The organism is Rasiella sp. SM2506, from assembly GCF_050859505.1.
Lineage (GTDB): Bacteria > Bacteroidota > Bacteroidia > Flavobacteriales > Flavobacteriaceae > Marinirhabdus.
This window is the reverse complement of record NZ_CP193934.1, coordinates 855,308-877,229: the sequence shown is the minus strand read 5'-3', so window position 1 is coordinate 877,229 and position 21,922 is coordinate 855,308. Positions and strand designations below refer to the sequence as shown.

The window sequence follows — 21,922 nt, the reverse complement described above, 5'->3', positions numbered from 1 at the left end:
AGAACAGTATTTTTGCACCGATTTTAAGGACACCGAATAATAGGTTCAGAAATGCAAAAACACACATTGGTTAGATTAGTAAGCGTTTTCATCTTGGCAGTAAGCTTTTCGGCGACTGCAGCATCTGTTAAGGATGAAGGTGATTCTCCAAAGGATACCAAAACTGAGATTAAAGAATATATTGCGCATCACTTACAGGATTCGCACGACTTTAACATCATGGCATCCACAGACGAAGCAACTGGTGAAATTCACCATTACGGTTTCCCACTTCCAGTTATTTTAATAGATGATGGAATACAAGTTTTTATGTCTTCAGCATTTCATCATGGTGAAACTTTAGCCGAATCTAACGGTAACTACTATAAATTATATCATAGTAAAATATATAAAACAGACGCAGCAGGTACCATAACGTACGATGCTGAACATCCTGAGCACCCATCAAACGTACGCCCACTAGACTTTTCTATTACCAAGAGTGTTGTAATGATGGTAGTGACCATGTTGTTGCTATTGTGGTTGTTCCGCAGTCTTGCAACAAGCTATGCTAAAAACGGAAGCATCCCAAAAGGGATAGGCCGTTTCTTCGAGCCTATTGTATTGTATATCCGTGACGATATTGCAAAAGCGAACATTGGCGAGCAGAAGTACAAAAGATATATGCCGTTTTTGTTAACTGTATTTTTCTTTATCTGGTTTTTGAATATGTTCGGACTTACCCCATTGGGTGTAAACGTTACAGGAAATATTGCTGTAACCGCAGGCTTAGCACTTATCGTATTTTTATTGACCAACTTTACGGGAACCAAAGATTACTGGAAACACGTTTTTGACCCATTAGGCGATGGAATGCCTTGGTTTGGAAAAATAATTATTTACATTATTCTAATTCCAATTGAAATTTTAGGATTGTTTATTAAGCCTTTTGCACTTATGATTCGTTTGTATGCGAACATGACGGCAGGTCACGTGGTATTAATGAGTTTAATTGGGTTAATATTTATTTTCAAGAGTTGGGTTGGAGGCCCGTTAAGTTTCGGTCTTTCATTCGCTATCTCATTAATTGAATTATTTGTAGCCCTGTTGCAAGCGTACATCTTTACGATGTTGGCGGCATTGTATTTCGGATTTGCTTCCGAAACACACGAGCACGCAGAAGAGCACGACGGAGAAATAGCTCATTTATAAAAAAGTTTAATGGAGCTCACAATCAAAGGTTGGTGAGCTTGTCGAACCAGAATGTTTAATTTTTAATTTATATATAGTATGGAAATTCCAAGTGTAGTAGGTGCAGGTTTAGCAGTAATCGGTGCAGGTATTGGTATCGGTATGATTGGTGGTAAAGCCATGGAAGCGATTGCTCGTCAGCCAGAAGCTTACGGAAAAATTCAAACAGCGATGCTTATTGCAGCGGCGCTTATTGAAGGTATTGGTTTCGCCGCGATTTTCGCAGGGTAATCAAACAAGATAACACATTCCCGCAACGGTTGGTTGCGGGGATATGTTTCTATTTTAAATTAAACAAAGTATAACCAAATACGTACCCACCTTCGTGGGCATTAAAAATGGATAAATTAATAAACGACTTTTCATTCGGACTTTTTATCTGGCAGATCATTTTGTTCTTGCTATTGTTGTTTCTATTGCGCAAGTTCGCTTGGAGACCAATTCTTAAAGCAGTTGAAGACCGCGAAACAGGAATTAAAGATGCCTTAGATTCTGCTGAAAAAGCAAAATTGGAAATGGCAAACTTGCAAGCAGATAACGAGAAGTTATTGCAGGAAGCCCGTGCAGAGCGTGAAGTAATGTTGAAAGAAGCGCGTGAGATGAAGGCGAATATGATTGCAGATGCAAAAACAGAAGCGCAAGCCGAAGCTAGCAAAACAATCGCCAACGCTCAAGTTGCTATTGAAGGTGAAAAGAAAGCCGCGATTGCTGAGTTGAAAGAAACGGTAGCAAGCCTTTCAATTGAAATTGCTGAAAAAGTAGTAAAGAGCGAATTATCAAGCAAAGAGAAGCAACTAGCCTTAGTTGACTCTATGTTGAAAGACGCAAAATTAAACTAAGAAACAATGAGCAGCAGAGCAGCCATACGATATGCAAAAGCAGTCCTAGAACAAGCCAACGATGCCAAAATAGGCAACGTTGTTTTTGGTGATATGAAGTCTGTTGCAGCAACTATCGAAAATAGCAAAGAGTTACGTGTTGTGCTAAACAGTCCTGTTATTAAGGGAGAAGATAAAAAGAAAGCATTGGTAAAGATTTTCGAAGGAAATAGCGAAGTGACCAAAGGCTTGATTGAAATCTTAACAGCCAACAAGCGTATTAACTTATTAGGTGGTGTTGCCGAAAGCTATGTAACACTTTACAACGAAGAACAAGGTGTAAAGGTTGCTGAAGTAACTACCGCTGTACCGCTATCGTCAGAATTAGAAACGAAGGTTCTGGCAAAAGTAAAAGAAATGACAGGGAGCGAAAGCGTTACCCTTCACAATAAAATAGATGAATCAATCATCGGCGGATTTATCCTCCGTGTGGGTGACTTGCAATACAATGCAAGCATCGCCAACCAATTGGATAGCATTAAAAGAGAATTTACAAAATCATTATAGTCCCATTTCGCTTTAGCGAAATATAATAATTTATAGTATTAAATAGAAGGATGTTTCGGTTTGCACTTTAATTCGTAAATCGTACTTCGTAAATCTAAATTTGACATGGCAGAAGTTAAACCAGCTGAAGTTTCAGCAATCTTAAAACAACAACTTACAGGCTTTGAAGCAACCGCTTCATTAGACGAAGTAGGAACTGTATTAACCGTAGGTGATGGTATTGCACGTGTATACGGGCTTGCGAACGCCGAGTACGGAGAATTGGTAGCATTTGAAAACGGTATGGAAGGTATCGTTTTGAACTTGGAAGAAGATAACGTAGGGGTTGTATTGTTAGGGCCATCAAGAGGAATTTCTGAGGGTGCAACGGTAAAACGTACGCAACGTATTGCATCTATTAAAGTAGGTGAAGGTATCGTAGGTCGTGTGGTAGACACTCTTGGAGCGCCTATCGACGGTAAAGGACCTATTGAAGGCGAGTTGTACGAAATGCCATTGGAGCGTAAAGCACCTGGGGTAATTTATCGTCAGCCAGTAACAGAGCCATTACAAACAGGGATTAAAAGTATTGACGCAATGATCCCGGTAGGTCGTGGACAGCGTGAATTGGTTATTGGTGACCGCCAGACAGGTAAGTCTACCGTTACTATCGATACCATCTTAAACCAAAAAGAATTTTACGACGCTGGAGAGCCGGTATATTGTATCTATGTTGCCATTGGACAAAAAGCATCTACCGTAGCAAACATTGCAAAGGTATTAGAAGAAGCTGGAGCCTTGGCATATACAACTATCGTAGCTGCAAACGCATCTGATCCTGCTCCAATGCAGGTATATGCACCGTTTGCAGGAGCCGCTATTGGTGAGTACTTTAGAGATACAGGGAGACCAGCTTTAATTGTATTTGATGATTTATCAAAGCAAGCAGTAGCATACCGTGAGGTATCATTATTATTACGTCGTCCACCGGGACGTGAAGCATATCCTGGAGATGTATTCTTCTTGCACTCAAGATTGTTGGAGCGTGCTGCAAAAGTAATTGCAGATGATGGTATCGCAAAAGAAATGAACGACCTTCCAGAATCTCTGAAAGGGATCGTAAAAGGAGGAGGATCTTTAACTGCCCTTCCAATTATTGAAACACAAGCGGGTGACGTTTCGGCGTATATCCCAACCAACGTAATTTCGATTACAGATGGACAGATATTCTTAGATGGTGACTTGTTTAACGCAGGGGTAAGACCAGCGATTAACGTAGGTATTTCAGTATCTCGTGTGGGTGGTAACGCTCAGATCAAGTCTATGAAAAAAGTAGCAGGTACTTTAAAACTAGATCAAGCAGCCTACCGTGAATTGGAAGCTTTTGCTAAGTTTGGATCAGACCTTGATGCAGCTACTTTGAATGTAATTGAAAAAGGAAAGCGTAACGTAGAGATCTTAAAGCAAGGTGAAAATACACCATTTACAGTAGAAGATCAAATTGCAATAATCTATGCAGGTTCTAAAAACTTGTTGCGTAACGTACCGGTTGAAAAGGTAAAAGAATTTGAAAGAGACTACCTAGAAATGCTAAACGCAAAGCACAGAGGCATCCTAGATACGTTGAAAGCAGGAAAGTTAACAGACGAAGTAACAGACACTTTGTCTGCCGTTGCTGCAGATCTTTCAGCGAAGTATAAGAAGTAATCCCTCCCAGCCTCCCCGAAAGGGAGGTGCAGAAGGCAGGTTACAATTAATATGAAATCTAACTAAAAAATCCCTCCCCTCGGGGAGGTTAGGTGGGGACAATGGCAAACTTAAAAGAAATTAGAAACAGAATATCATCGGTAAGTTCAACGATGCAAATTACCAGTGCCATGAAAATGGTATCTGCTGCAAAATTGAAGAAAGCCCAGGATGCTATTACAGCGATGCGTCCCTATTCTGAAAAATTAAGCGAATTATTGCAAAACCTAAGTGCTACGTTGGATTCAGATAGTGGAAGTACATTTTCTGAACAGCGCGAAGTGAACAAAGTGTTAGTTGTTGCTATTACTTCTAACCGTGGGTTGGCAGGAGCTTTTAATACCAATGTAATTAAGGCTTCACAAGCCTTGAAAAATGAGACCTACGCTGGAAAGCAAGTAGATTTCATCACACTTGGGAAAAAAGGAAACGACATTTTAAAAAAGAACGGAACTGTAATTACATTCAATTCCGCAATTTTCGATGACCTTACTTACGATAATGTTGCTGAAATTGCAGAAGCATTAATGACCAGTTTTGCTGAAGGAAACTACGACAAAATTATCTTGACGTACAACCACTTTAAGAATGCAGCGACACAAGAAGTAATGAGAGAGCAGTTCTTACCTATTTTACCACGTAAGAACGATGAATCGGTAGCTAACACGACAGAGATAAACTATATTTTTGAGCCTTCAAAAGAAGAAATTGTTGAAGGATTGATACCAAAAAGCCTAAAAACACAATTGTTTAAAGCCATAAGAGATTCTGTGGCAAGTGAGCACGGTGCCCGTATGACAGCGATGCACAAAGCAACAGACAACGCAACAGAATTGCGTGACGATTTGAAACTGAAATACAACAAAGCACGTCAAGCATCTATTACCAACGAAATCTTAGAAATTGTTGGTGGTGCAGAGGCCTTGGCAGGATAGCTTCGGTACAAATTTTAATGTGGCTACGCCCATTAAAATTTACTGAGCTACCTTTGTTTGCAAATAGTAATAAACCTTTTGGATGAAAATTCAAGAGGTTTTTCTTTTCTAGATAAAAATTAAAAAAAAAGACAAAGCGCTCCTTCCCCTAGCGAGGCACGAGCGTATAGGGAAGGTGTCAAAGCAAAGCTTTGACGGAAGGAGTGCAAAGCGCAGCGTCCCTATTCAGCGAATTTCTAAGAGCTAGAATCTAAATAAAATACAGTACCCCTTTATTCTCCCTACATTTAGGCAATAGTATTGATGAGATTAAAGCCACAACAAAACAAACAACCAATGAAATTTCAAAAATTACTCCTAACCCTCACCCTTTTCACAACATTTATAACCTATTCCCAACATCAAAAAGGAAGCTGGACCGCTTCTGCAGCCATTTCACCCTACCCCATTGAAGTAAATGGCGAAAACGATTTTGGAGTTTTGGGAATTGGTAGTTTAGAGTTTTTTGTTTCAGAGAAGGTGTCTTTCTCAGGTTCATTTTTTACAAGTAACAATGACCTTTTTAAAAACGATAGCGGATTAAAACTACGCTCCTACGGATTTATTCCGGGCGTTCAATATTATTTTTTGAACAATGAAAAGTTTGCTATCTACGGACAAGCAGGCTATGGCTTCGGATTTAAAAGTGATGAGCGTACCAATTTGGATAACGAGGCACTTCGAATATATAATCTGGGAGCAGGTGCGCACTATCAACTTTCAGAAAAGTGGTTTGTAAGCTTATTGTTGCCCTATTTTAATGCAAAAGACATTACCTTTAACCAAGACGAAGCCTCAGGCGTTGCAGTGTTTTTAGGCGCAGGAATAAAATTATAATAATCTAAACAAGGCTCCTTCCCCTTGAAAAGGGAAGGTGGTTCAGCTTCGCTGAATCGGAAGGGTAGCAGAGCGCAGCGTCCCTATTCAGCGAGCTGCTGAGAGCTATATAGATAACAACAATAACAAATTTAACCCTTGCCAAAGCGCAGCGTCCCCATTCAACGAATACCTAAGAACTCCTTCCCAAAAAAGAAGAACTATCTTAAAAAAACTGAAATGAAAATAATCACAGCCATCACCTTATTACTCTTATTCTCCAACTGCGGAAGTGGGAAGACAGAAACAGATACCTACTATTTTGAAGAAAACCCTCCTTTTAGAGTAGAGACGGCTTCCTATCAACAATGGGTTGCTGGTACACCACAAGGCGGAAGCGGAGTGAACGTTTTTATAAATTTTAGCAACATACAGCAAGGTGTGATTTTTAAGAAGCTATATTTTAGAGATAAACAAACAGACGTTGTTACTTCAGCTGCTGTTCGGGTACAATATGTGGGGTATTTCAAAAACGAACCAAAACGAGATGTACTAATGGACAGCAATTATTTAAAAGAAGCTGTTAATACACCGCCAAATAAGATTCCATTTCAGTTAAACAATGACGAAGCGGTCATAAGCTATGAATTTAATAAAGAAATCGCTTATTTTAAAATTGAAAACCTTGAACAAAAAGAAATCTTAGCCTATCCCGCGAGCAATCCCAAAGGTGACAATTAATTTCTATACTTTTACGCGGTAAAAATCCTCGTATTGAGCGTATTCAAAAAACTCTTTCAGCAAACATTTATTTATGGCTTGGCCACGGTATTACCGCGGGCGTTGGCTATTGTGTTAGTGCCGCTTTATACATCAGTTATGGAGCCCGCTTCTTTCGGGATTTACGCCACCTTAATGTCTTATATTATCTTAGGTAACGTATTGCTTTCGTACGGAATGGAAACTGCTTTTTTCCGTTTTATCAATAAACACGCAGACCAGAAAAAGACGGTGGAAGCTACGGTGCTTACCTCGCTCACATTAACTGCTCTGTTGTTCTTGGTGGTAACATTGCTATTCCGAGAACAGATTGCAAGTACGATAGAATTTAAAGTAGAGTATGTTACATACGCATTGCTTATTCTAGTATTGGACGCTTTGGTTGTATTGCCTTTTGCATGGTTTCGAGCCAATGAACGGCCCATGCGTTACGCAGCTATCAAAATCTTGAATGTTTGCATCAACCTAGGGTGTAACCTCTTCTTCTTCTTACTGCTCCCCATATTGGTTACTGAAAATTCAGACTCTTTTTGGAACGCTGTTTATACCGAAGAAAATAAAGTAGTGTATGTCTTTATTTCAAACGTAATTGCAAGTGGAATAACACTATTGCTCTTGCTTCCACTATATTTTAAAATTGGTTTTAGCTTTAACAAAAAACTGTGGAAACAGATGCTGAAATATGCTTTCCCGGTGCTCGTTGCCGGAATCGCTTTCAGCATAAACGAAGCCTTCGACAAAATTATGCTGAAATATCTGTTGCCTGAAAATATCGCAGAAACCGAAGTAGGCGTCTACGCAGCCTGCTATAAACTAGGTGTGTTTATGACGCTTTTTGCTACAGCATTCCGTTTGGGGATAGAGCCTTTTTTCTTTAACCACGCCAAAGAGGACAATGCGAAGACAACCTATGCTACTATTACCAAGTATTTCTCCATTTTCGGCAGTGTGATTTTGTTGGTGGTGATTGTTTATATAGATGTTTTCAAAGAAATTCTAATAGCAGATTCAGAATATTGGGTAGCGCTTTCTATAGTGCCTATAATTCTACTCGCAAACCTCTGCTTGGGGATTTATCACAACCTTTCGGTTTGGTACAAAGTTACAGATATGACTAGGTTTGGCGCCTATATTTCGATAGTGGGAGCGTTCTTAACGTTAGTCTTGAATTACGTTTTAATACCTAGTATGAGTTATATGGGATCTGCCATTGCAACACTCGCTGCCTACAGTACCATGATGCTGCTGTCTTATTTTTTTGGCAGAAAATACTATCCTGTTCCCTACGACCTCAAGAAAATTGGAGGCTATTTGTTACTTTCTGTAGGGTTTTCGGCCATCGCATTTTACGGTTTTGACAGCAATCTCATTATAGGAACTGTATTATTATTGGTATTTTTGTTACTCGTGTTCCTTTCAGAAAAAAAGGACTTGAAACGTATTATAAATAAATAATCTATGAGCCTATTCAATAAATTATTGGGAAACGCCAGCGAGGTGTCTTCAGAAAAATTAAATGAGAAGTATGGGCGTCTACTCATTGAAGGTGAACAAATTGAATTAGGCTTCAAATTGCTGCGAGATGTATTTATGTTTACAAATAAACGTCTTATTTTAATAGATGTGCAGGGTCTTACAGGAAGTAAACAAGAAGTAAAATCTATGCCCTATAAAAATGTTTCTCGATTTTCATTGGAAACAGCAGGAACCTTTGACCTAGACGCAGAATTAAAAATTTGGATTTCCAGTGAGAACTTGCCTACCGTAAGTAAGAAATTTAATAAAAGTATAGATGTGTATGCAGTGCAACGCTATTTGGCATCTAAAGTAATGTAAATTTAAATAATCCCTCGACTCCGATCGGGAACCAAACATTGGTGTCCGAACGGAGCCGAGGAGCAAAAAACAGCAATGACATCCATAAAAATAATAAACAAATCCAATCACCCACTTCCAAGCTACGAAACCATCGCTAGCGCAGGAATGGACATACGCGCCAACGTAACGGAGCCATCAACTTTAAAACCGTTGCAACGCGCCATCGTAAAAACAGGTCTTTTTATTGAACTGCCCATTGGTTTTGAAGCACAAGTACGCCCAAGGAGCGGTCTGGCAGCCAAAAAAGGAATCACAGTTTTAAACAGCCCAGGAACCATAGATGCAGACTATCGTGGCGAAATTGGCGTTATCTTGGTGAACCTTTCTAATGAAGATTTTACCATTGAAAATGGAGAACGTATCGCTCAGTTAGTCATTGCCAAACATGAACGGGCAATATTTGAAGAAGTTTCAATACTTTCCGAAACAGATCGTGGTGCAGGTGGTTTTGGAAGTACAGGAGTTAAGTAAATAATTTATAACAAAAATGCCGCATATTGAGCGGAGTCGAAATATGAAGATCATTGTTCCAATGGCAGGCCGCGGAAGTCGCCTTCGCCCACATACCTTAACCGTTCCAAAACCGCTTATTCCTGTAGCAGGCAAACCCATCGTGCACCGTTTGGTAGCAGATATCGCTGGCGTTTTGAATGAAGACATAGAAGAAATCGCCTTTATTCTGGGCGATCCTGCGTTCTTTGGCGAAGATGTAGTAGAAAGCTTAAAAGAACTGGCAAGAGAACTAGGCGCAAAACCAAGTATTTATCGCCAATTAGACCCAAAAGGAACAGGCCATGCCATTATGTGTGCAGAACCATCCTTAAGCGGACCCGCCGTGATTGCGTATGCAGATACGTTGATTAGAGCCGATTTCGATTTGGACAAAGAAGCAGATGCCGTCATCTGGACCAAGAAAGTGAAAAATCCAGAAGCATACGGCGTGGTAAATTTAAATGAGAAAAATGAAATCATCGAGCTGGTTGAAAAGCCAGAAACCTTTGTAAGCGATCAAGCCGTGATTGGAATTTACTATTTTAAGGATGTAAGCGTGCTTAAAAAGGAATTACAATATGTTTTAGATAACAACATCATTAATGGAGGCGAATACCAGATTAATGACGGTATCAAGCGTATGATGGCTGCCGGTAAAGTCTTTAAAACAGGTGCCGTAAGCGAATGGATGGACTGCGGAAATAAAGAAGTTACTGTAGAAACCAATCAGCGAATGTTGGGTTTCTTATCCGAAGCCAAGGAACCTTTAATTTCAGCAAACATCACCAAGGAAAACGCAACTATTATAGAGCCTTGCTTCATTGCTGAAGGTGTGGTGCTTAAAAATAGCACCGTAGGCCCGTATGTTTCAGTAGGGCAAGGCACACTTATTGAGGGTAGCACCGTTAAAAATAGTATAATCCAAACGCACTCAGTGATTAAAAATGCTACCTTAGACAGCGCAATGATAGGTAATCACGCTACATTTGACGGTAATTTTACCAACGTGAGTATCGGAGATTATTCGCAATTAAAATAATACAGTTTAATTAATACTCTCCCTCCAGGAGAGTCAAATCTTTTGAATCCGCCGCGGCGGAGCACAAAAGTTCAGTGAAGGACTAGGGACAATGAAACTAAAACAACTATATTTTTTATCACTTCTCTGGGGAATCCTCCTTTCCGCTTCAATCACTTATGCCCAAGATGAAGTGCCAGACCAGGACAGTGCCACAGTGAACGAAGATTTGGGTACAGTGACCGATGCGTTTCAGGAGAACTTCTTTGAAGCGTTAAAACAAAAAGGAATCGAAAACTTCGAGCTAGCGCTGGATGCACTTACTCTTGCTGAAAGAGCCGCTAACGGAGATTCCAAAAACATTGCTGTCGTTAATTTTGAAAAAGGAAAAAATCTTGCCGAACTAAAACGCTATGACGAAGCAGAAGCTAGTTTTAATGCTGTTCTAACAACCCAGTCGGGAAATATGGATGTTCAAGAAGCTTTATACGATGTGTACTACGAAACCAGTGAATATGAAAAGGCAATTCCATTAGTTCAAAAACTAATTAAAAAAGACGAAGATTATAAAGAAGATTTAGTGAACTTATACGGTCGTACCAAACAATACGACAAGGCTTTGGAGCTACTAGATGAGTTGGATGAGTCCTGGGGGGAAAGTGCGTACCGGAATGCCTTGAGGCGTAATATTTACAAAGTTACAGGCAATAGCGAAGGAGCTATCACCAACCTTCAGGATAAGATAGACGAGAACCCGGAGAATGAGCAGGATTACTTAAACTTAATCTTTCTATACAGCGAAGAAGGCACTACCGAAAAAGCTTTCGAAACGGCAAAAGAGTTATTAAAAAATCAGCCCGAAAGTGAGTTGGTGCATTTAGCATTGTATAAATTCTATCTGGATGATGGACAGAACGAAGAAGCTTTCAAATCTATGGACATTGTGTTTAATTCGTCCAAAATTGAAAAGGAGAGCAAATACAAAGTCCTGGCAGATTTTATTGGTTTTGTGAACGAAAATCCAGCGTATGAAGCCCATGTAGATAAAGTGGTGGCATCCTTCAACAATGATGGTTCTGGCGAAGTGTATGAAACCCTTGGCACCTATTACGTTTCCAAAGGAAAGAAAGAAGTCGCCCTTACATTTTACGAAAAAGGAATAAAACTGGACGATGATAATTACAGTTTGCTTAAAAACACATTATTATTACAAATAGACCTTCAGAAGAATACCGAGGCAGCCAATTTGAGCGAAGAAGCTCTAGGCACGTTTCCTGCACAAGCATTCTTTTACTTGCTGAATGGAGTCGCGAATAACCGTTTGGGAAAATCAGATACTGCGATTGAAAGTTTAGAAACAGGGCTTGATTTCCTGTTAGACGATCCGCGGGTAGAGCGCGATTTTTACGATCAATTGCGTACCGCCTATGAAGCCAAAGGAGATACAAATAAAGCGGCCTCTTTTAAATTAAAAGCGGCCCAAATCAAGCTAGATAACTAATATGAACAAACCACTGCTACTAGCACTCTTCACCCTGGTATTAATTTCCTGTAAAGGAACCAAAACTGTAACGGGTAGTGCCGAAGATCTTGCTGTTAAAAACATTGTAAAGTCTCACTATGATGCATCACCAGACTTTAATACACTGGCTGCAAGAATTTATGTGGTGTACGAAGACGAAAAAAAACAACAGAGCATTACCGTAAGCTTACGCATGGAAAAGGATAAGGTAATCTGGATGAAAGCTTCTCTCATAGGCATTACCCTCGCCAAAGCCAAGATTACTCCAGACCGTGTGAGTTACTACGAAACTGTAGGAGGAACTTATTTTGACGGTGATTTCAGCTTATTGAGTGAGTGGTTGGGAACCGAAATTGATTTCAAAAAAGCACAAGCCATTTTATTAGGACAAAGTATTTTTCCTATTGAAAATGGCCAATATACTTCAGAAATTGTTGCAGACAACTACAAATTACAACCCAAGACGCAGCCGTTCAATTTTATTCATTCCTTGGTATTGCTCTCCGGGAATTTCAAAATTGCTTCAGAAACGCTTTCACAGCCCTCTGAAGGGAGGATTTTAACCATTCGGTATGATGATTACCAAACTATTGAAGGGGGTTTATATCCTTCAGAAATACACGTGACGGCATCAGAAAAAGACAGTACCACCAAAATAGATTTAACATACCGAAAGATAGAACCCAATGTTTCTATCAATTTTCCGTTTGATATTCCAGACGGTTATTCTGAAATGAAATTGTAATGCACAAAAAAATGCCCTTTTTATTGGCCCTGTTTTGTTTCTTCCTGTTAACTGCTGAAGGATTTTCGCAATCCAAAAAGCAACAAGAACTAGAAGAACAAAGGCAATCTTTGCTGAAGGAAATCCAACAAATAAATTCTCTTCTTTTTAAAACCAGAGGCGAAAAGAAATCTGTCCTTACCCAGGTAGAAGATCTAGATCAGCGTATCACTTCTACCGAAAATCTTATAAAAATTACCAATCGCCAAGCCAATTTACTAACGCGCGAAATAAACGACAACCTCAGCAAAATAGACAACTTGCGTACCGAACTCACCGAACTGAAGGAAGATTACGCCGCGATGATTAAAAAATCGTACAAAAGCAAGTCTGAACAAAGTAGAGTGATGTTTCTGTTGTCTTCGGAAAACTTCCTGCAAGCTTACAAACGCTTGCAATACATGAAACAATACACCAAATACAGAAAACAACAAGGAGAATCTATCAAGGAAAAGACAGCGTTGCTCAAAATTTTGAACACCGATTTATTATCTCAAAAAGAAACGAAAAATAAATTAATTGATGCTAATAAACGGACTAAAATCCAGCTAACTAAAGAACGTGGGAATCAGCAAGAATTAATAGCATCTCTCAAAAAAGATGAAGGCACCTTTACCGGCCAGATTCGTTCCAAACAAAAAGCTGCAGACGCGATAGATCGGGCGATAGAAAAAATTATTGCCGAAGCCATCGCCGCTTCCAACAAAGCAGCAGCAAAAGATAATCCTACAGGAAATACAGTGAGTAAAGTATCCTCAAGTTTTGCCATGAATGCTGAAGCAACTGCACTAGCAGCTAATTTCACCTCCAATAAAGGGAAATTACCATGGCCTATTACCAAAGGAGGCGTAGTAATAAGTAGTTATGGAAAGCATAGGCACCCGCAATTTCCGAATGTAGAGGTATTTAATAGTGGCGTAGAAATTGTAACCGACGGTGGAGCAAAAGCCAGAGCCGTATTTGAAGGAACGGTGCTTAGTATATTTCAGCAAACTGGTCCCAAGCGAACAGTTATGATACAACACGGTGATTATATTTCGGTATATAGCAACTTAACAAACCTCTTGGTAAAAAAAGGAGACAAAGTAAGCACAAAACAAGAATTAGGCTCTATTTATGAAAACCCAGCTTCTGGAAAGACTATCTTAAAATTTGTCGTTAACCGAAATAATAAATGGTTAAACCCATCCGATTGGATTTATAAAATGTAATCGTTGTCTCAATTTTCAGCAAACAACGCTTTTAACTCGGTTGCATCTGCTGGTTTTAATTTTCCGGCTAAAACTAAGCTAAGTTGTCTTCTTCTTAAGGCAGCAGCATAGCGTTCTTTTTCAAGTTTTGTGTCAGGAATAATTGCGGGAACAGGAACTGGATTGCCCGTTTCGTCTACAGCAACAAAGGTATAAATCCCTTCGTTCGAGAGACTTTTCATACCATTTTCACGATCTTCAATCCACACATCCATATACACCTCCATAGAGCTATTAAAAGATCTTGAAACTTGTGCTTCTACGGTCACCACACTTCCTGAAGGAATCATTTTATTGAAAGCTACATGATTTACAGAGGCTGTTACAACAATTCTACGGCTATGTCTACGCGCTGCAATACTCGCAGCTCTGTCCATACGTGCCAATAGCTCGCCACCAAACATATTACCAATGGGGTTGGTTTCTCCTGGGAGCACCAAATCTGTTATTACGGTACGGGATTCTTTAGGGGACTTCGGTTCCATTACAAAATTTTTTGCAAAGGTAGTGAATACCCAAAGGGGGGACTATTTTTTAAGAAATATTAAGTAGGGGAATACATTGTGAAAACTACTTGTCTAACTCTTTAACCAACAACCAGGCGTCTTTACTCTCGGTAGTTTTAATGGTTCTAAGGGCTCGCAGGGCTTCTAGCCTATCTTCGTGGCTGCTGTAAATTACCTGATGTAAGCCATACCTATTTACGCCAATAGCTTTAGGAGTAAATCCTTTGGCAACCAATTGGTCAATTTTCTTTTGGGCGTTGGCTTCAATACGATACGCACCTGCTACGATATGGTATTTACCTTGTTCTTTAGGAACGTTAATTCGAACCGCAGGCAACGGATTATCAAACACAAAAGTTGCTTCTTGGATTTGCGATTCTACTAAGCTTTCTGCTTTCTGCTTTTCAGCAAAATTGTGGTCTTGTACCTGGCCTTCGTAAAATTTCATCCCGCCAAAACCCGCCAATGTAATTGCCAGTAAGCCAATGGCAGCATATTTTAAATATGCTGGAGCCGTCCTTCTTTCAGGAGTAAAGTGAATGGGCGCTTTTTCTTCCAAAGCTTTCACTTCTTTCCTGTAGACTTCTCTACTAATTTCTTGTGTTGTAAAGGATCCTAAACCAAATGCGGCGGTGCTAAAATTTCCGTTTTCTGAAGGTTGAAATTGTACCGCGCGTTCTTCATTTAAATGAAAATCGCCTACGTTTTCCAACCTTACTGTGTTCCCTTCGCTTAATTGAAGCGAAAGTTCTCCAGTAAAATTTCGAATTTTTTGAAGGGCTAAGGTGTAACTACAGTTTTCTACATTAGCTACATAATTTGCTAAAATACCGTCATTGGTTTGTAGCTGGCGGTTAAACATAACTGCCTTACCAGGAGGGGTAAATGTATGGGTGTTTACGTCTATCTTGGCAGATTGGTACTGCGTTAAAAACGCACCAAAACCAGGAATAATCACACACTCGTAGCGGTATAAAAGGTCGCTTATGTAGGTAGCCAATTGCATATAAACAAACATAGATTTTTTTTCAGCTTTATTCAACTGAAAGCGTTCTAATTTATCAACAACATAAAAATTTGTATTTTTAATGGCTCCCCTGCAATTTTAAAACAATGCTTTCAGAAACAGAATTGCTTTACACGCTGGCGTTACAACGTGTAAAAAATTTAGGAGATACCTCTGCCAAAAAATTATTACGAGCCGTTGGTTCTGCCGAAGGGATCTTCAGCGAGAAAAAACATAGGCTTCTTAAAATAGACGGAATAGGAAATTTAAGACTGAAAGCGCTTTCTTTAAAGGAGCAACTCCCAGCAGCCGAAACCGAACTTCAGTTCATTCAGCAAAACAATATAGGATACCGTTATTTCCTCGATGCAACATATCCCGAAAAACTGAAACACTGTCTTGACGGTCCCATCCTTTTTTTTGAAAGCGGTACTATCGACCTGAAAAACCGAAAAATAATAAGCATTGTTGGTACGAGAAAAGTGACTACGTATGGTACTTCTTTTTGCCAGCAGCTTATTGAAACGTTAGCGCCGTTAAACCCAATTATTGTTTCAGGATTTGCTTATGGCGTAGATATTACGGCACACAAAGCAGCCATGGATAATGGATTGCAAACGATAGCATGTTTGGCGCACGGATTAAACCAGATGTATCCTAAAAGCCATAAAAAATATGTGGCCAAACTAGAAAAAAACGGTGGCTTTATTACTGAATTTTGGAGTGATGATCCTTTCGATAGAAATAATTTCTTAAAACGAAACAGAATTATTGCCGGTCTTAGCGAGGCCACCATCGTCATAGAATCTGCCGAAAAAGGCGGGAGCCTTGTCACAGCAGACATTGCAAATAGCTATAATCGTGATGTTTTTGCCGTGCCCGGAAGAGCGACAGATTCGCAAAGCCAAGGGTGCAACAACCTTATAAAATCGAATCAAGCACATTTGTTAAATAATGCGGTGGATCTGATTTATATGCTAGGTTGGGAGCTACAGGAAACAAATAAAAAACCACTACAAAAACAATTGTTCGTGGAGCTAACTGAAGAAGAACACAAAGTGCTCACCTTTCTTCAGGGCAAACAAAAAGAATTGCTAGACACCATAGCTTTGGAGTGTTCTTTTCCCACCTTTAAAGTGGCTACACTCTTATTGAATTTAGAACTAAAAGGGGTTGTTAGGCCTTTGCCCGGGAAATTGTTTGAGGCTATTTAGTATCCCACTTTAGCACGCACGCGTTGTAATACTTCGGTAGCGACAGTTGTTGCTTTTTTAGCTCCAATTTGTAAGGCATTATCAATTTCAGGAAGGTGGTTCATATAATGGTTGTATCGCTCCCGAGGCGTTTCAAAAGTATTGAGTATTAATTCGTATAATGCCTGCTTTGCGTGACCATAACCGTAGTTTCCTCCTTCGTAATTCTTTTTCATTTGGGCAATTTCAGCTTCAGAAGCTAAGAGTTTGTAAATCGCGAATACATTACAGGTTTCTGTTTCTTTAGGATCTTCCATTGGTGTACTATCGGTTTCTATACTCATAATTTGTTTCCGTAGTTTCTTTTCTGGTAAGAAGATATTTATAATATTGTTTTTACTCTTACTCATTTTAGCACCATCTGTCCCAGGAATGAGTTTGGTGTTTTCTTGAATTTTGGCATCTGGCATGACAAAAGTTTCGCCTAATTGTGCGTGAAAACGCGAAGCGACGTCACGCGTCATTTCTATATGCTGCAGTTGGTCTTTCCCTACGGGCACAATCTCAGCATCGTACAATAAAATATCTGCAGCCATGAGCATTGGGTAGGTAAATAGACCAGCATTAACATCTTCTAAGCGATTTGCTTTGTCCTTAAAGCCATGTGCTAGTGTTAGCCTTTGATAGGGGAAGAAACAGCTTAAGTACCATGACAGTTCGGTTACTTGTGGAATATCACTTTGACGGTAAAATACGGTTTTAGTAACCTCTAGACCAAAAGCCAACCACACAGCTGCGGTACTGTAGGTATTGTTGCGTAAGATTTCCGCATCTTTAATTTGGGTTAAAGAGTGCATATCTGCAATAAAAAGGAATGACTCATTATTAGGGTTGTTTGCCATTTCAATGGCTGGTAAAAGAGCACCTAATATGTTTCCTAAATGTGGTGTTCCCGTGCTTTGTATTCCTGTAAGTATTCGTGCCATAGTTCTACTCCGCTCAATATAAATTGTGACGGGTTATTTTTAATTGAATTTATACTAGAGCACAAAGTTACTTTTTTTAGACTTTTGGTAGCACAGTATTCGCTATTTTTGGTGCTTAATGAAATTACTCAAAAACATACTACGCTTCTTATACCGCATTTGGTTTTATATTCTCTTGGGATTGCCCATTGTGATTATGTTTCCCTTTTTGCTTATAAGTATCCTTCGAGAGGAATGGTATCCATTTTACTTTCGATTAGCACGTATTTGGGCTACTATTATTTTATTTGGGATGGGTTTTTATCCTATTATCAAAAGAGAAGAAGAGTATAAAAAAGGGCAGAGTTATATGTTTGTGGCTAACCATACCTCCATGACCGATGTTATGTTGATGTTGTATGCTACTAAAAATCCTTTTGTATTTGTAGGCAAAGCTGAGCTGGCGAAAATTCCTCTTTTTGGTTTCTTTTATAAGCGTACGTGTATTCTGGTGGATAGAAAAAACCCAAGAAGTAGAAGAGATGTGTTCGCCAGAGCACAAAATAAATTAAATCAGGGTTTAAGCGTTTGTATTTTCCCAGAAGGTGGTGTCCCAGAAAATGAAAACATATTGCTGGATACTTTTAAAGACGGAGCCTTTCGATTAGCAATAGAACACCACATTCCCATTGCGCCTATGATATTTCACGATAATAAAAAACGTTTCTCGTACACGTTTTTAAGCGGAAGTCCAGGTAAAATGCGCGTAAAGGCGCAAAAAAGTATTCCAACCGATGGGCTTGGGTTAGAAGATAAGCGTAAGATAAATGCGCAAGTGCGTGCAGTAATGCTGGATGAATTAGAAAACCCTACGATGAACTAATTCTGAAGTTCTTTAAACGTACTAATTAAATATTTTACACTCTAATTTCAATTATTCTTTTCCGTAGTTGTAGCTATACAAAGTACAAATACCTTCATCAAGTCACAAAAGTTAAAATAAGTTCTATAAAAAAACCATCTCTATGGCGGGAGACGGTTTTTCTACTTTGGTTTTCAGGTGTTCAACTTAACTAAATAAAACAAACCCACCTGACTCAAAAATAAAAAGTATGTAGCGGGGCATATCTAAAATTTAAAACTCAATCCACTATACACACCTAAATAGTAGGGTTTAAAGTCTACATTGCTGTCTGTATAGGGATTGAGTTGATACTTGAACATTGGTTCAATATTAAACCTAAATTTTTTGCTTAGTTGGTAATTAAAGCCAAGCCCAATGTTCGAAGTAAAACTTATTGAATTCAAGTTATTTGCTTCTCCTAGAACGGTTCTAAATTCTCCGTCGTTTACTACTATGTCGTTGTTTCCTAAAAATAAAGTACTCATACCTCCAATTATATTGACGCCAAATTTTTTATTAACTATGGCATATTTTAATTCGAGGGGTACTTCGTAATATTGTAATTGCTGGCTAATTTCTGCATTGCCACCAGTAGATTTGGGAACTATATTGTCAAGTCCGTTGTTGCCCAGTGTAGGGGGTATAGAGCCTTTGTCTACAACTGTAGTAATAATGCTTCTGTTAGTGCTATATGCTACATTTTTTAAAGCAAAAGCAACTGGCGCGGTAGCTACCTGTACATCTCCCGTTGCATAACTTAGATTTACATTACTAACACCAGAGCGAATACTTAATTTTTTATTGATGTTGTAATCTACAGCAACGCCATAACTTAAATTAACATTTCCGCTTTGTGAGTTATCCGAAAACATAGGGTCTATAGAAGAGCCGCCAGATAAGGAACTATAATATACAGGGCCTACGTTAGGAGAAACTGCCCAGCGATTTGAAGGACCCTCTTTTACTGCAACCGCATCTTCTAAATTTTTGTTTTCTTCAATAGCATCGAAAATAGATTTTTTGCTTTCTTCGGGAACTTTATTTTCTGAAGTTTCGGTAACTGCAGTATTGCTATCTAATTCTTTAGTAGGGTTTATACTATTCTTTTCGGGAGGAATTAAATAATCTGTATTTTTTTCAGTTTTAGCAACAGCCTCATTGCCTGAAACTACCGTATTGGGGTCCTTCACCAAGGGGTTTTGGGTAGTTTCAGAGGATTTTTGAGTAGCATTTTTAGGTTTGTTTGAGGTTGCTACGCCTTCACTAGTCGTGTTATAGGTAGTTGAAGCATTCTTTGGCTTGTTGTACTCTTTGTTAGATTTTTTATCTGAAATAGTTTCAGTTTTTAACTTGTTGGTTTGGTTGCTGTTATCTTCAGCAGTATTTATTTCATTTTCTTCTGAAGCTACCTGGGCTTCATTAGTAATAGTTTCATTGGCATCTATTTTGTTTTCTTCCTGAGCAGCTTCAGTAGTATTTGTATTGTCTTTAATATTTAAATCTTCAGTTACAATTTCATTGGAAGGCGAAGTGGTAGTATTGAAAAGCGAAAGTCCAACGGCAAGTAATAAAGCGATGAGTGCCGCCACACCTGCCACACGCCACCAAAGCGGAATCACACGGCGTTCTTTTTTCTTCTCTTGTAGTTGGGCCTCTATACGGTCCCAAACAAGAGGAGAAGGAGTAGCTTCAAAATCTTGAAACTGCTCTTTGAAGAGTTGGTCTATGTGTTTTTTTTCTTTCATTGTAAGTCCATTATGGGGGAATGACTTATGTATTGGTTACTTCGTAAACTAGTTAATTAGTAATTACACTCATTGGCTGTCTTTATACTGTTCTACTTTCTTTTTTAATATTCCTCTCGCACGTGCTAGATTAGACTTAGACGTACCATCACTAATTCCTAACATTTCTGCTATCTCTTTATGTTGATACCCATCCAAAACATACATGGAAAACACCAATCGATACCTATCTGGTAATTCTTGGATTATCTGCAACAGATATTTTAAAGGCACTTCACTTTCAATCACTACATCTTCATCTTCGGGCTGCTCTATATTGGCTTCTTCTTTAATATTGAAAACTTTTTGCTTTCTATATTTTTGGAGCACCGTGTTTACTGTGATGCGTTTCATCCAGCCTTCAAAAGAGCCTTTGTCTTTAAACTGCCCAACTTTAGCAAAAATGGTTATAAATGCATCTTGCAGATTGTCTTCGGCCTCTGTATGATTGGGCGAATACCGCAAACAGATGGAAAATAAAACTCCGGAGTATTGTTGGTACAATGCACCTTGCGCTTTTACATCTTGCTGCTTACATTTTTGTATGAGCTCGTCTAATGTCAAACGTAGTTGCTATGGTTAGTGGTTGTTTTGGTTAGGACAACACAGCTGTTTTCAGGCTTCTACATTGCGTAGATACCCTGAAACAGGTAGGGTTGCGTTAAAAAGTTATAAATTATTCGTTTAACGCGGCAATAGAGTCTTTTATTTTTATTTCTAGTTCATCCATCAACTCTGGATTGTCCAAAAGAAGTGCTTTTACAGCATCTCTTCCTTGTCCTAGTTTGGTTTCGTCATAACTAAACCAAGAGCCTGCTTTTTTAATGATTTCGAAATCTACACCAAGATCAATAATCTCTCCTACTTTAGAGATTCCTTTACCGTACATAATATCAAACTCGGCTGTTTTAAAGGGTGGTGCTACTTTATTTTTCACCACTTTTACTCGGGTCTTGTTTCCTAATACGGCACTATTGCTATCTTTAATTTGTGTAGAACGTCGTATGTCCAAACGCACCGAACAGTAAAACTTCAAGGCGTTACCACCTGTAGTGGTTTCAGGATTTCCAAACATTACGCCAATCTTTTCACGCAATTGGTTAATAAAAATAACGGTACAGTTGGTCTTACTGATTGATCCCGTTAATTTTCTAAGCGCTTGCGACATCAATCTGGCGTGTAGTCCCATCTTGCTATCACCCATTTCGCCCTCGATTTCACTTTTTGGCGTCAAGGCGGCTACAGAGTCAATTACAATAATATCTATGGCACCACTGCGTATTAAATTATCTGTAATCTCCAGTGCTTGTTCTCCATTGTCTGGTTGGGAAATAATAAGATTTTCAATATCTACACCTAATTTTTCAGCATAATAGCGATCAAAAGCGTGCTCCGCATCTATAAAAGCTGCGATACCTCCTTTTTTCTGTGCTTCAGCAATGGCGTGTAGGGTTAATGTGGTTTTACCTGAAGATTCCGGTCCATATATTTCAATAACTCTACCTCGAGGATACCCGCCAACCCCTAGGGCTACGTCCAATCCTAAAGACCCCGTTGAGATTACTTCTACTTCTTGTACGGCGCGATCGCCCATTTTCATAACAGCACCTTTTCCGTAGGTCTTGTCCATTTTGTCAAGGGTAAGCTTGAGTGCTTTTAATTTTGCTTCTTTTTCTTTATCTGTGCTCATGTTGTGATTATTTATTGGGG

General features: G+C 39.1%; 23 protein-coding genes. 17 read left to right on the top strand and 6 right to left on the bottom strand.

Annotated elements, in window-relative coordinates; genetic code table 11:
• The first annotated feature begins 51 nt into the window (after window positions 1–51).
• From atpB to ACQ2HF_RS03950, 15 genes are all read left to right on the top strand, one after another.
• Window positions 52–1,191: a F0F1 ATP synthase subunit A gene (gene atpB, locus ACQ2HF_RS04020; protein ID WP_432412237.1), complete on the top strand. Its 1,140-nt coding sequence runs from the start codon at window positions 52–54 to the stop codon at window positions 1,189–1,191.
• Between the two features lie 78 nt (window positions 1,192–1,269).
• A complete protein-coding gene (gene atpE, locus ACQ2HF_RS04015) occupies window positions 1,270–1,461 on the top strand; it encodes an ATP synthase F0 subunit C (RefSeq protein ID WP_109648393.1) in 192 nt (63 codons plus the stop codon).
• Between the two features lie 107 nt (window positions 1,462–1,568).
• Window positions 1,569–2,069 carry a F0F1 ATP synthase subunit B gene (locus ACQ2HF_RS04010; RefSeq protein ID WP_432412236.1) on the top strand — a complete coding sequence of 167 codons (501 nt, stop codon included), beginning with the start codon at window positions 1,569–1,571 and terminating at the stop codon, window positions 2,067–2,069.
• A gap of 6 nt (window positions 2,070–2,075) precedes the next feature.
• Window positions 2,076–2,615: an ATP synthase F1 subunit delta gene (atpH, locus tag ACQ2HF_RS04005; RefSeq protein ID WP_432412235.1), complete on the top strand. Its 540-nt coding sequence runs from the start codon at window positions 2,076–2,078 to the stop codon at window positions 2,613–2,615.
• 105 nt (window positions 2,616–2,720) lie between these two features.
• The gene (atpA, locus tag ACQ2HF_RS04000) at window positions 2,721–4,301 is read left to right on the top strand and encodes a F0F1 ATP synthase subunit alpha (protein ID WP_432412234.1); all 1,581 of its coding nucleotides are present in this window, start codon (window positions 2,721–2,723) and stop codon (window positions 4,299–4,301) included.
• 101 nt (window positions 4,302–4,402) lie between these two features.
• The gene (gene atpG / locus ACQ2HF_RS03995; RefSeq protein ID WP_432412233.1) at window positions 4,403–5,275 is read left to right on the top strand and encodes an ATP synthase F1 subunit gamma; all 873 of its coding nucleotides are present in this window, start codon (window positions 4,403–4,405) and stop codon (window positions 5,273–5,275) included.
• Between the two features lie 336 nt (window positions 5,276–5,611).
• Window positions 5,612–6,151 (top strand): outer membrane beta-barrel protein, encoded by a 540-nt coding sequence (locus tag ACQ2HF_RS03990; protein ID WP_432412232.1) that lies wholly within the window; start codon window positions 5,612–5,614, stop codon window positions 6,149–6,151.
• 219 nt (window positions 6,152–6,370) lie between these two features.
• Window positions 6,371–6,871: a hypothetical protein gene (locus tag ACQ2HF_RS03985; RefSeq protein ID WP_432412231.1), complete on the top strand. Its 501-nt coding sequence runs from the start codon at window positions 6,371–6,373 to the stop codon at window positions 6,869–6,871.
• A gap of 33 nt (window positions 6,872–6,904) precedes the next feature.
• Complete coding sequence (locus ACQ2HF_RS03980) at window positions 6,905–8,365, top strand: lipopolysaccharide biosynthesis protein (protein WP_432412230.1); 1,461 nt, start codon at window positions 6,905–6,907, stop codon at window positions 8,363–8,365.
• 3 nt (window positions 8,366–8,368) lie between these two features.
• Window positions 8,369–8,746 carry a PH domain-containing protein gene (locus ACQ2HF_RS03975; RefSeq protein WP_432412229.1) on the top strand — a complete coding sequence of 126 codons (378 nt, stop codon included), beginning with the start codon at window positions 8,369–8,371 and terminating at the stop codon, window positions 8,744–8,746.
• 75 nt (window positions 8,747–8,821) lie between these two features.
• Window positions 8,822–9,259 (top strand): dUTP diphosphatase, encoded by a 438-nt coding sequence (gene dut, locus ACQ2HF_RS03970; protein WP_432412228.1) that lies wholly within the window; start codon window positions 8,822–8,824, stop codon window positions 9,257–9,259.
• 43 nt (window positions 9,260–9,302) lie between these two features.
• Window positions 9,303–10,319 carry a sugar phosphate nucleotidyltransferase gene (locus ACQ2HF_RS03965; RefSeq protein ID WP_432412227.1) on the top strand — a complete coding sequence of 339 codons (1,017 nt, stop codon included), beginning with the start codon at window positions 9,303–9,305 and terminating at the stop codon, window positions 10,317–10,319.
• A gap of 91 nt (window positions 10,320–10,410) precedes the next feature.
• On the top strand, window positions 10,411–11,799 hold the full coding sequence (locus ACQ2HF_RS03960; RefSeq protein ID WP_432412226.1) for a tetratricopeptide repeat protein: 1,389 nt from the start codon (window positions 10,411–10,413) through the stop codon (window positions 11,797–11,799).
• A 1-nt stretch (window position 11,800) separates the two neighbouring features.
• Complete coding sequence (locus ACQ2HF_RS03955) at window positions 11,801–12,565, top strand: DUF4292 domain-containing protein (RefSeq protein WP_432412225.1); 765 nt, start codon at window positions 11,801–11,803, stop codon at window positions 12,563–12,565.
• A gap of 11 nt (window positions 12,566–12,576) precedes the next feature.
• Complete coding sequence (locus ACQ2HF_RS03950; RefSeq protein ID WP_432412224.1) at window positions 12,577–13,815, top strand: murein hydrolase activator EnvC family protein; 1,239 nt, start codon at window positions 12,577–12,579, stop codon at window positions 13,813–13,815.
• Between the two features lie 8 nt (window positions 13,816–13,823).
• Here ACQ2HF_RS03950 and ACQ2HF_RS03945 read toward each other — a convergent pair whose 3' ends face one another.
• Together ACQ2HF_RS03945 and ACQ2HF_RS03940 are read right to left on the bottom strand one after the other, a co-directional pair.
• Window positions 13,824–14,339, bottom strand: coding sequence for an acyl-CoA thioesterase (locus tag ACQ2HF_RS03945; RefSeq protein ID WP_432412223.1), 516 nt, complete (start codon window positions 14,337–14,339; stop codon window positions 13,824–13,826).
• 85 nt (window positions 14,340–14,424) lie between these two features.
• Complete coding sequence (locus tag ACQ2HF_RS03940; RefSeq protein WP_432412222.1) at window positions 14,425–15,402, bottom strand: SPOR domain-containing protein; 978 nt, start codon at window positions 15,400–15,402, stop codon at window positions 14,425–14,427.
• A gap of 71 nt (window positions 15,403–15,473) precedes the next feature.
• Here ACQ2HF_RS03940 and dprA point away from each other — a divergent pair, with 71 nt between their 5' ends.
• The gene (gene dprA / locus ACQ2HF_RS03935; protein ID WP_432412221.1) at window positions 15,474–16,580 is read left to right on the top strand and encodes a DNA-processing protein DprA; all 1,107 of its coding nucleotides are present in this window, start codon (window positions 15,474–15,476) and stop codon (window positions 16,578–16,580) included.
• Here the strand turns inward: dprA and trpS are convergent.
• Window positions 16,577–17,545: a tryptophan--tRNA ligase gene (gene trpS, locus ACQ2HF_RS03930; RefSeq protein WP_432412220.1), complete on the bottom strand. Its 969-nt coding sequence runs from the start codon at window positions 17,543–17,545 to the stop codon at window positions 16,577–16,579. The genes dprA and trpS overlap by 4 nt on opposite strands.
• 118 nt (window positions 17,546–17,663) lie before the next feature.
• On the opposite strand from trpS, the gene ACQ2HF_RS03925 reads away from it, so the two are divergent.
• Window positions 17,664–18,407 (top strand): lysophospholipid acyltransferase family protein, encoded by a 744-nt coding sequence (locus ACQ2HF_RS03925; RefSeq protein ID WP_432412219.1) that lies wholly within the window; start codon window positions 17,664–17,666, stop codon window positions 18,405–18,407.
• A 245-nt stretch (window positions 18,408–18,652) separates the two neighbouring features.
• On the opposite strand, the gene ACQ2HF_RS03920 is transcribed toward ACQ2HF_RS03925, so the two are convergent.
• The 3 genes from ACQ2HF_RS03920 to recA form a co-directional block, all read right to left on the bottom strand.
• Window positions 18,653–20,173 (bottom strand): hypothetical protein, encoded by a 1,521-nt coding sequence (locus ACQ2HF_RS03920; protein WP_432412218.1) that lies wholly within the window; start codon window positions 20,171–20,173, stop codon window positions 18,653–18,655.
• A gap of 69 nt (window positions 20,174–20,242) precedes the next feature.
• Window positions 20,243–20,776 carry an RNA polymerase sigma factor gene (locus tag ACQ2HF_RS03915; RefSeq protein ID WP_432412217.1) on the bottom strand — a complete coding sequence of 178 codons (534 nt, stop codon included), beginning with the start codon at window positions 20,774–20,776 and terminating at the stop codon, window positions 20,243–20,245.
• Between the two features lie 112 nt (window positions 20,777–20,888).
• Window positions 20,889–21,902 (bottom strand): recombinase RecA, encoded by a 1,014-nt coding sequence (gene recA / locus ACQ2HF_RS03910; RefSeq protein WP_432412216.1) that lies wholly within the window; start codon window positions 21,900–21,902, stop codon window positions 20,889–20,891.
• Window positions 21,903–21,922 lie beyond the last annotated feature (20 nt).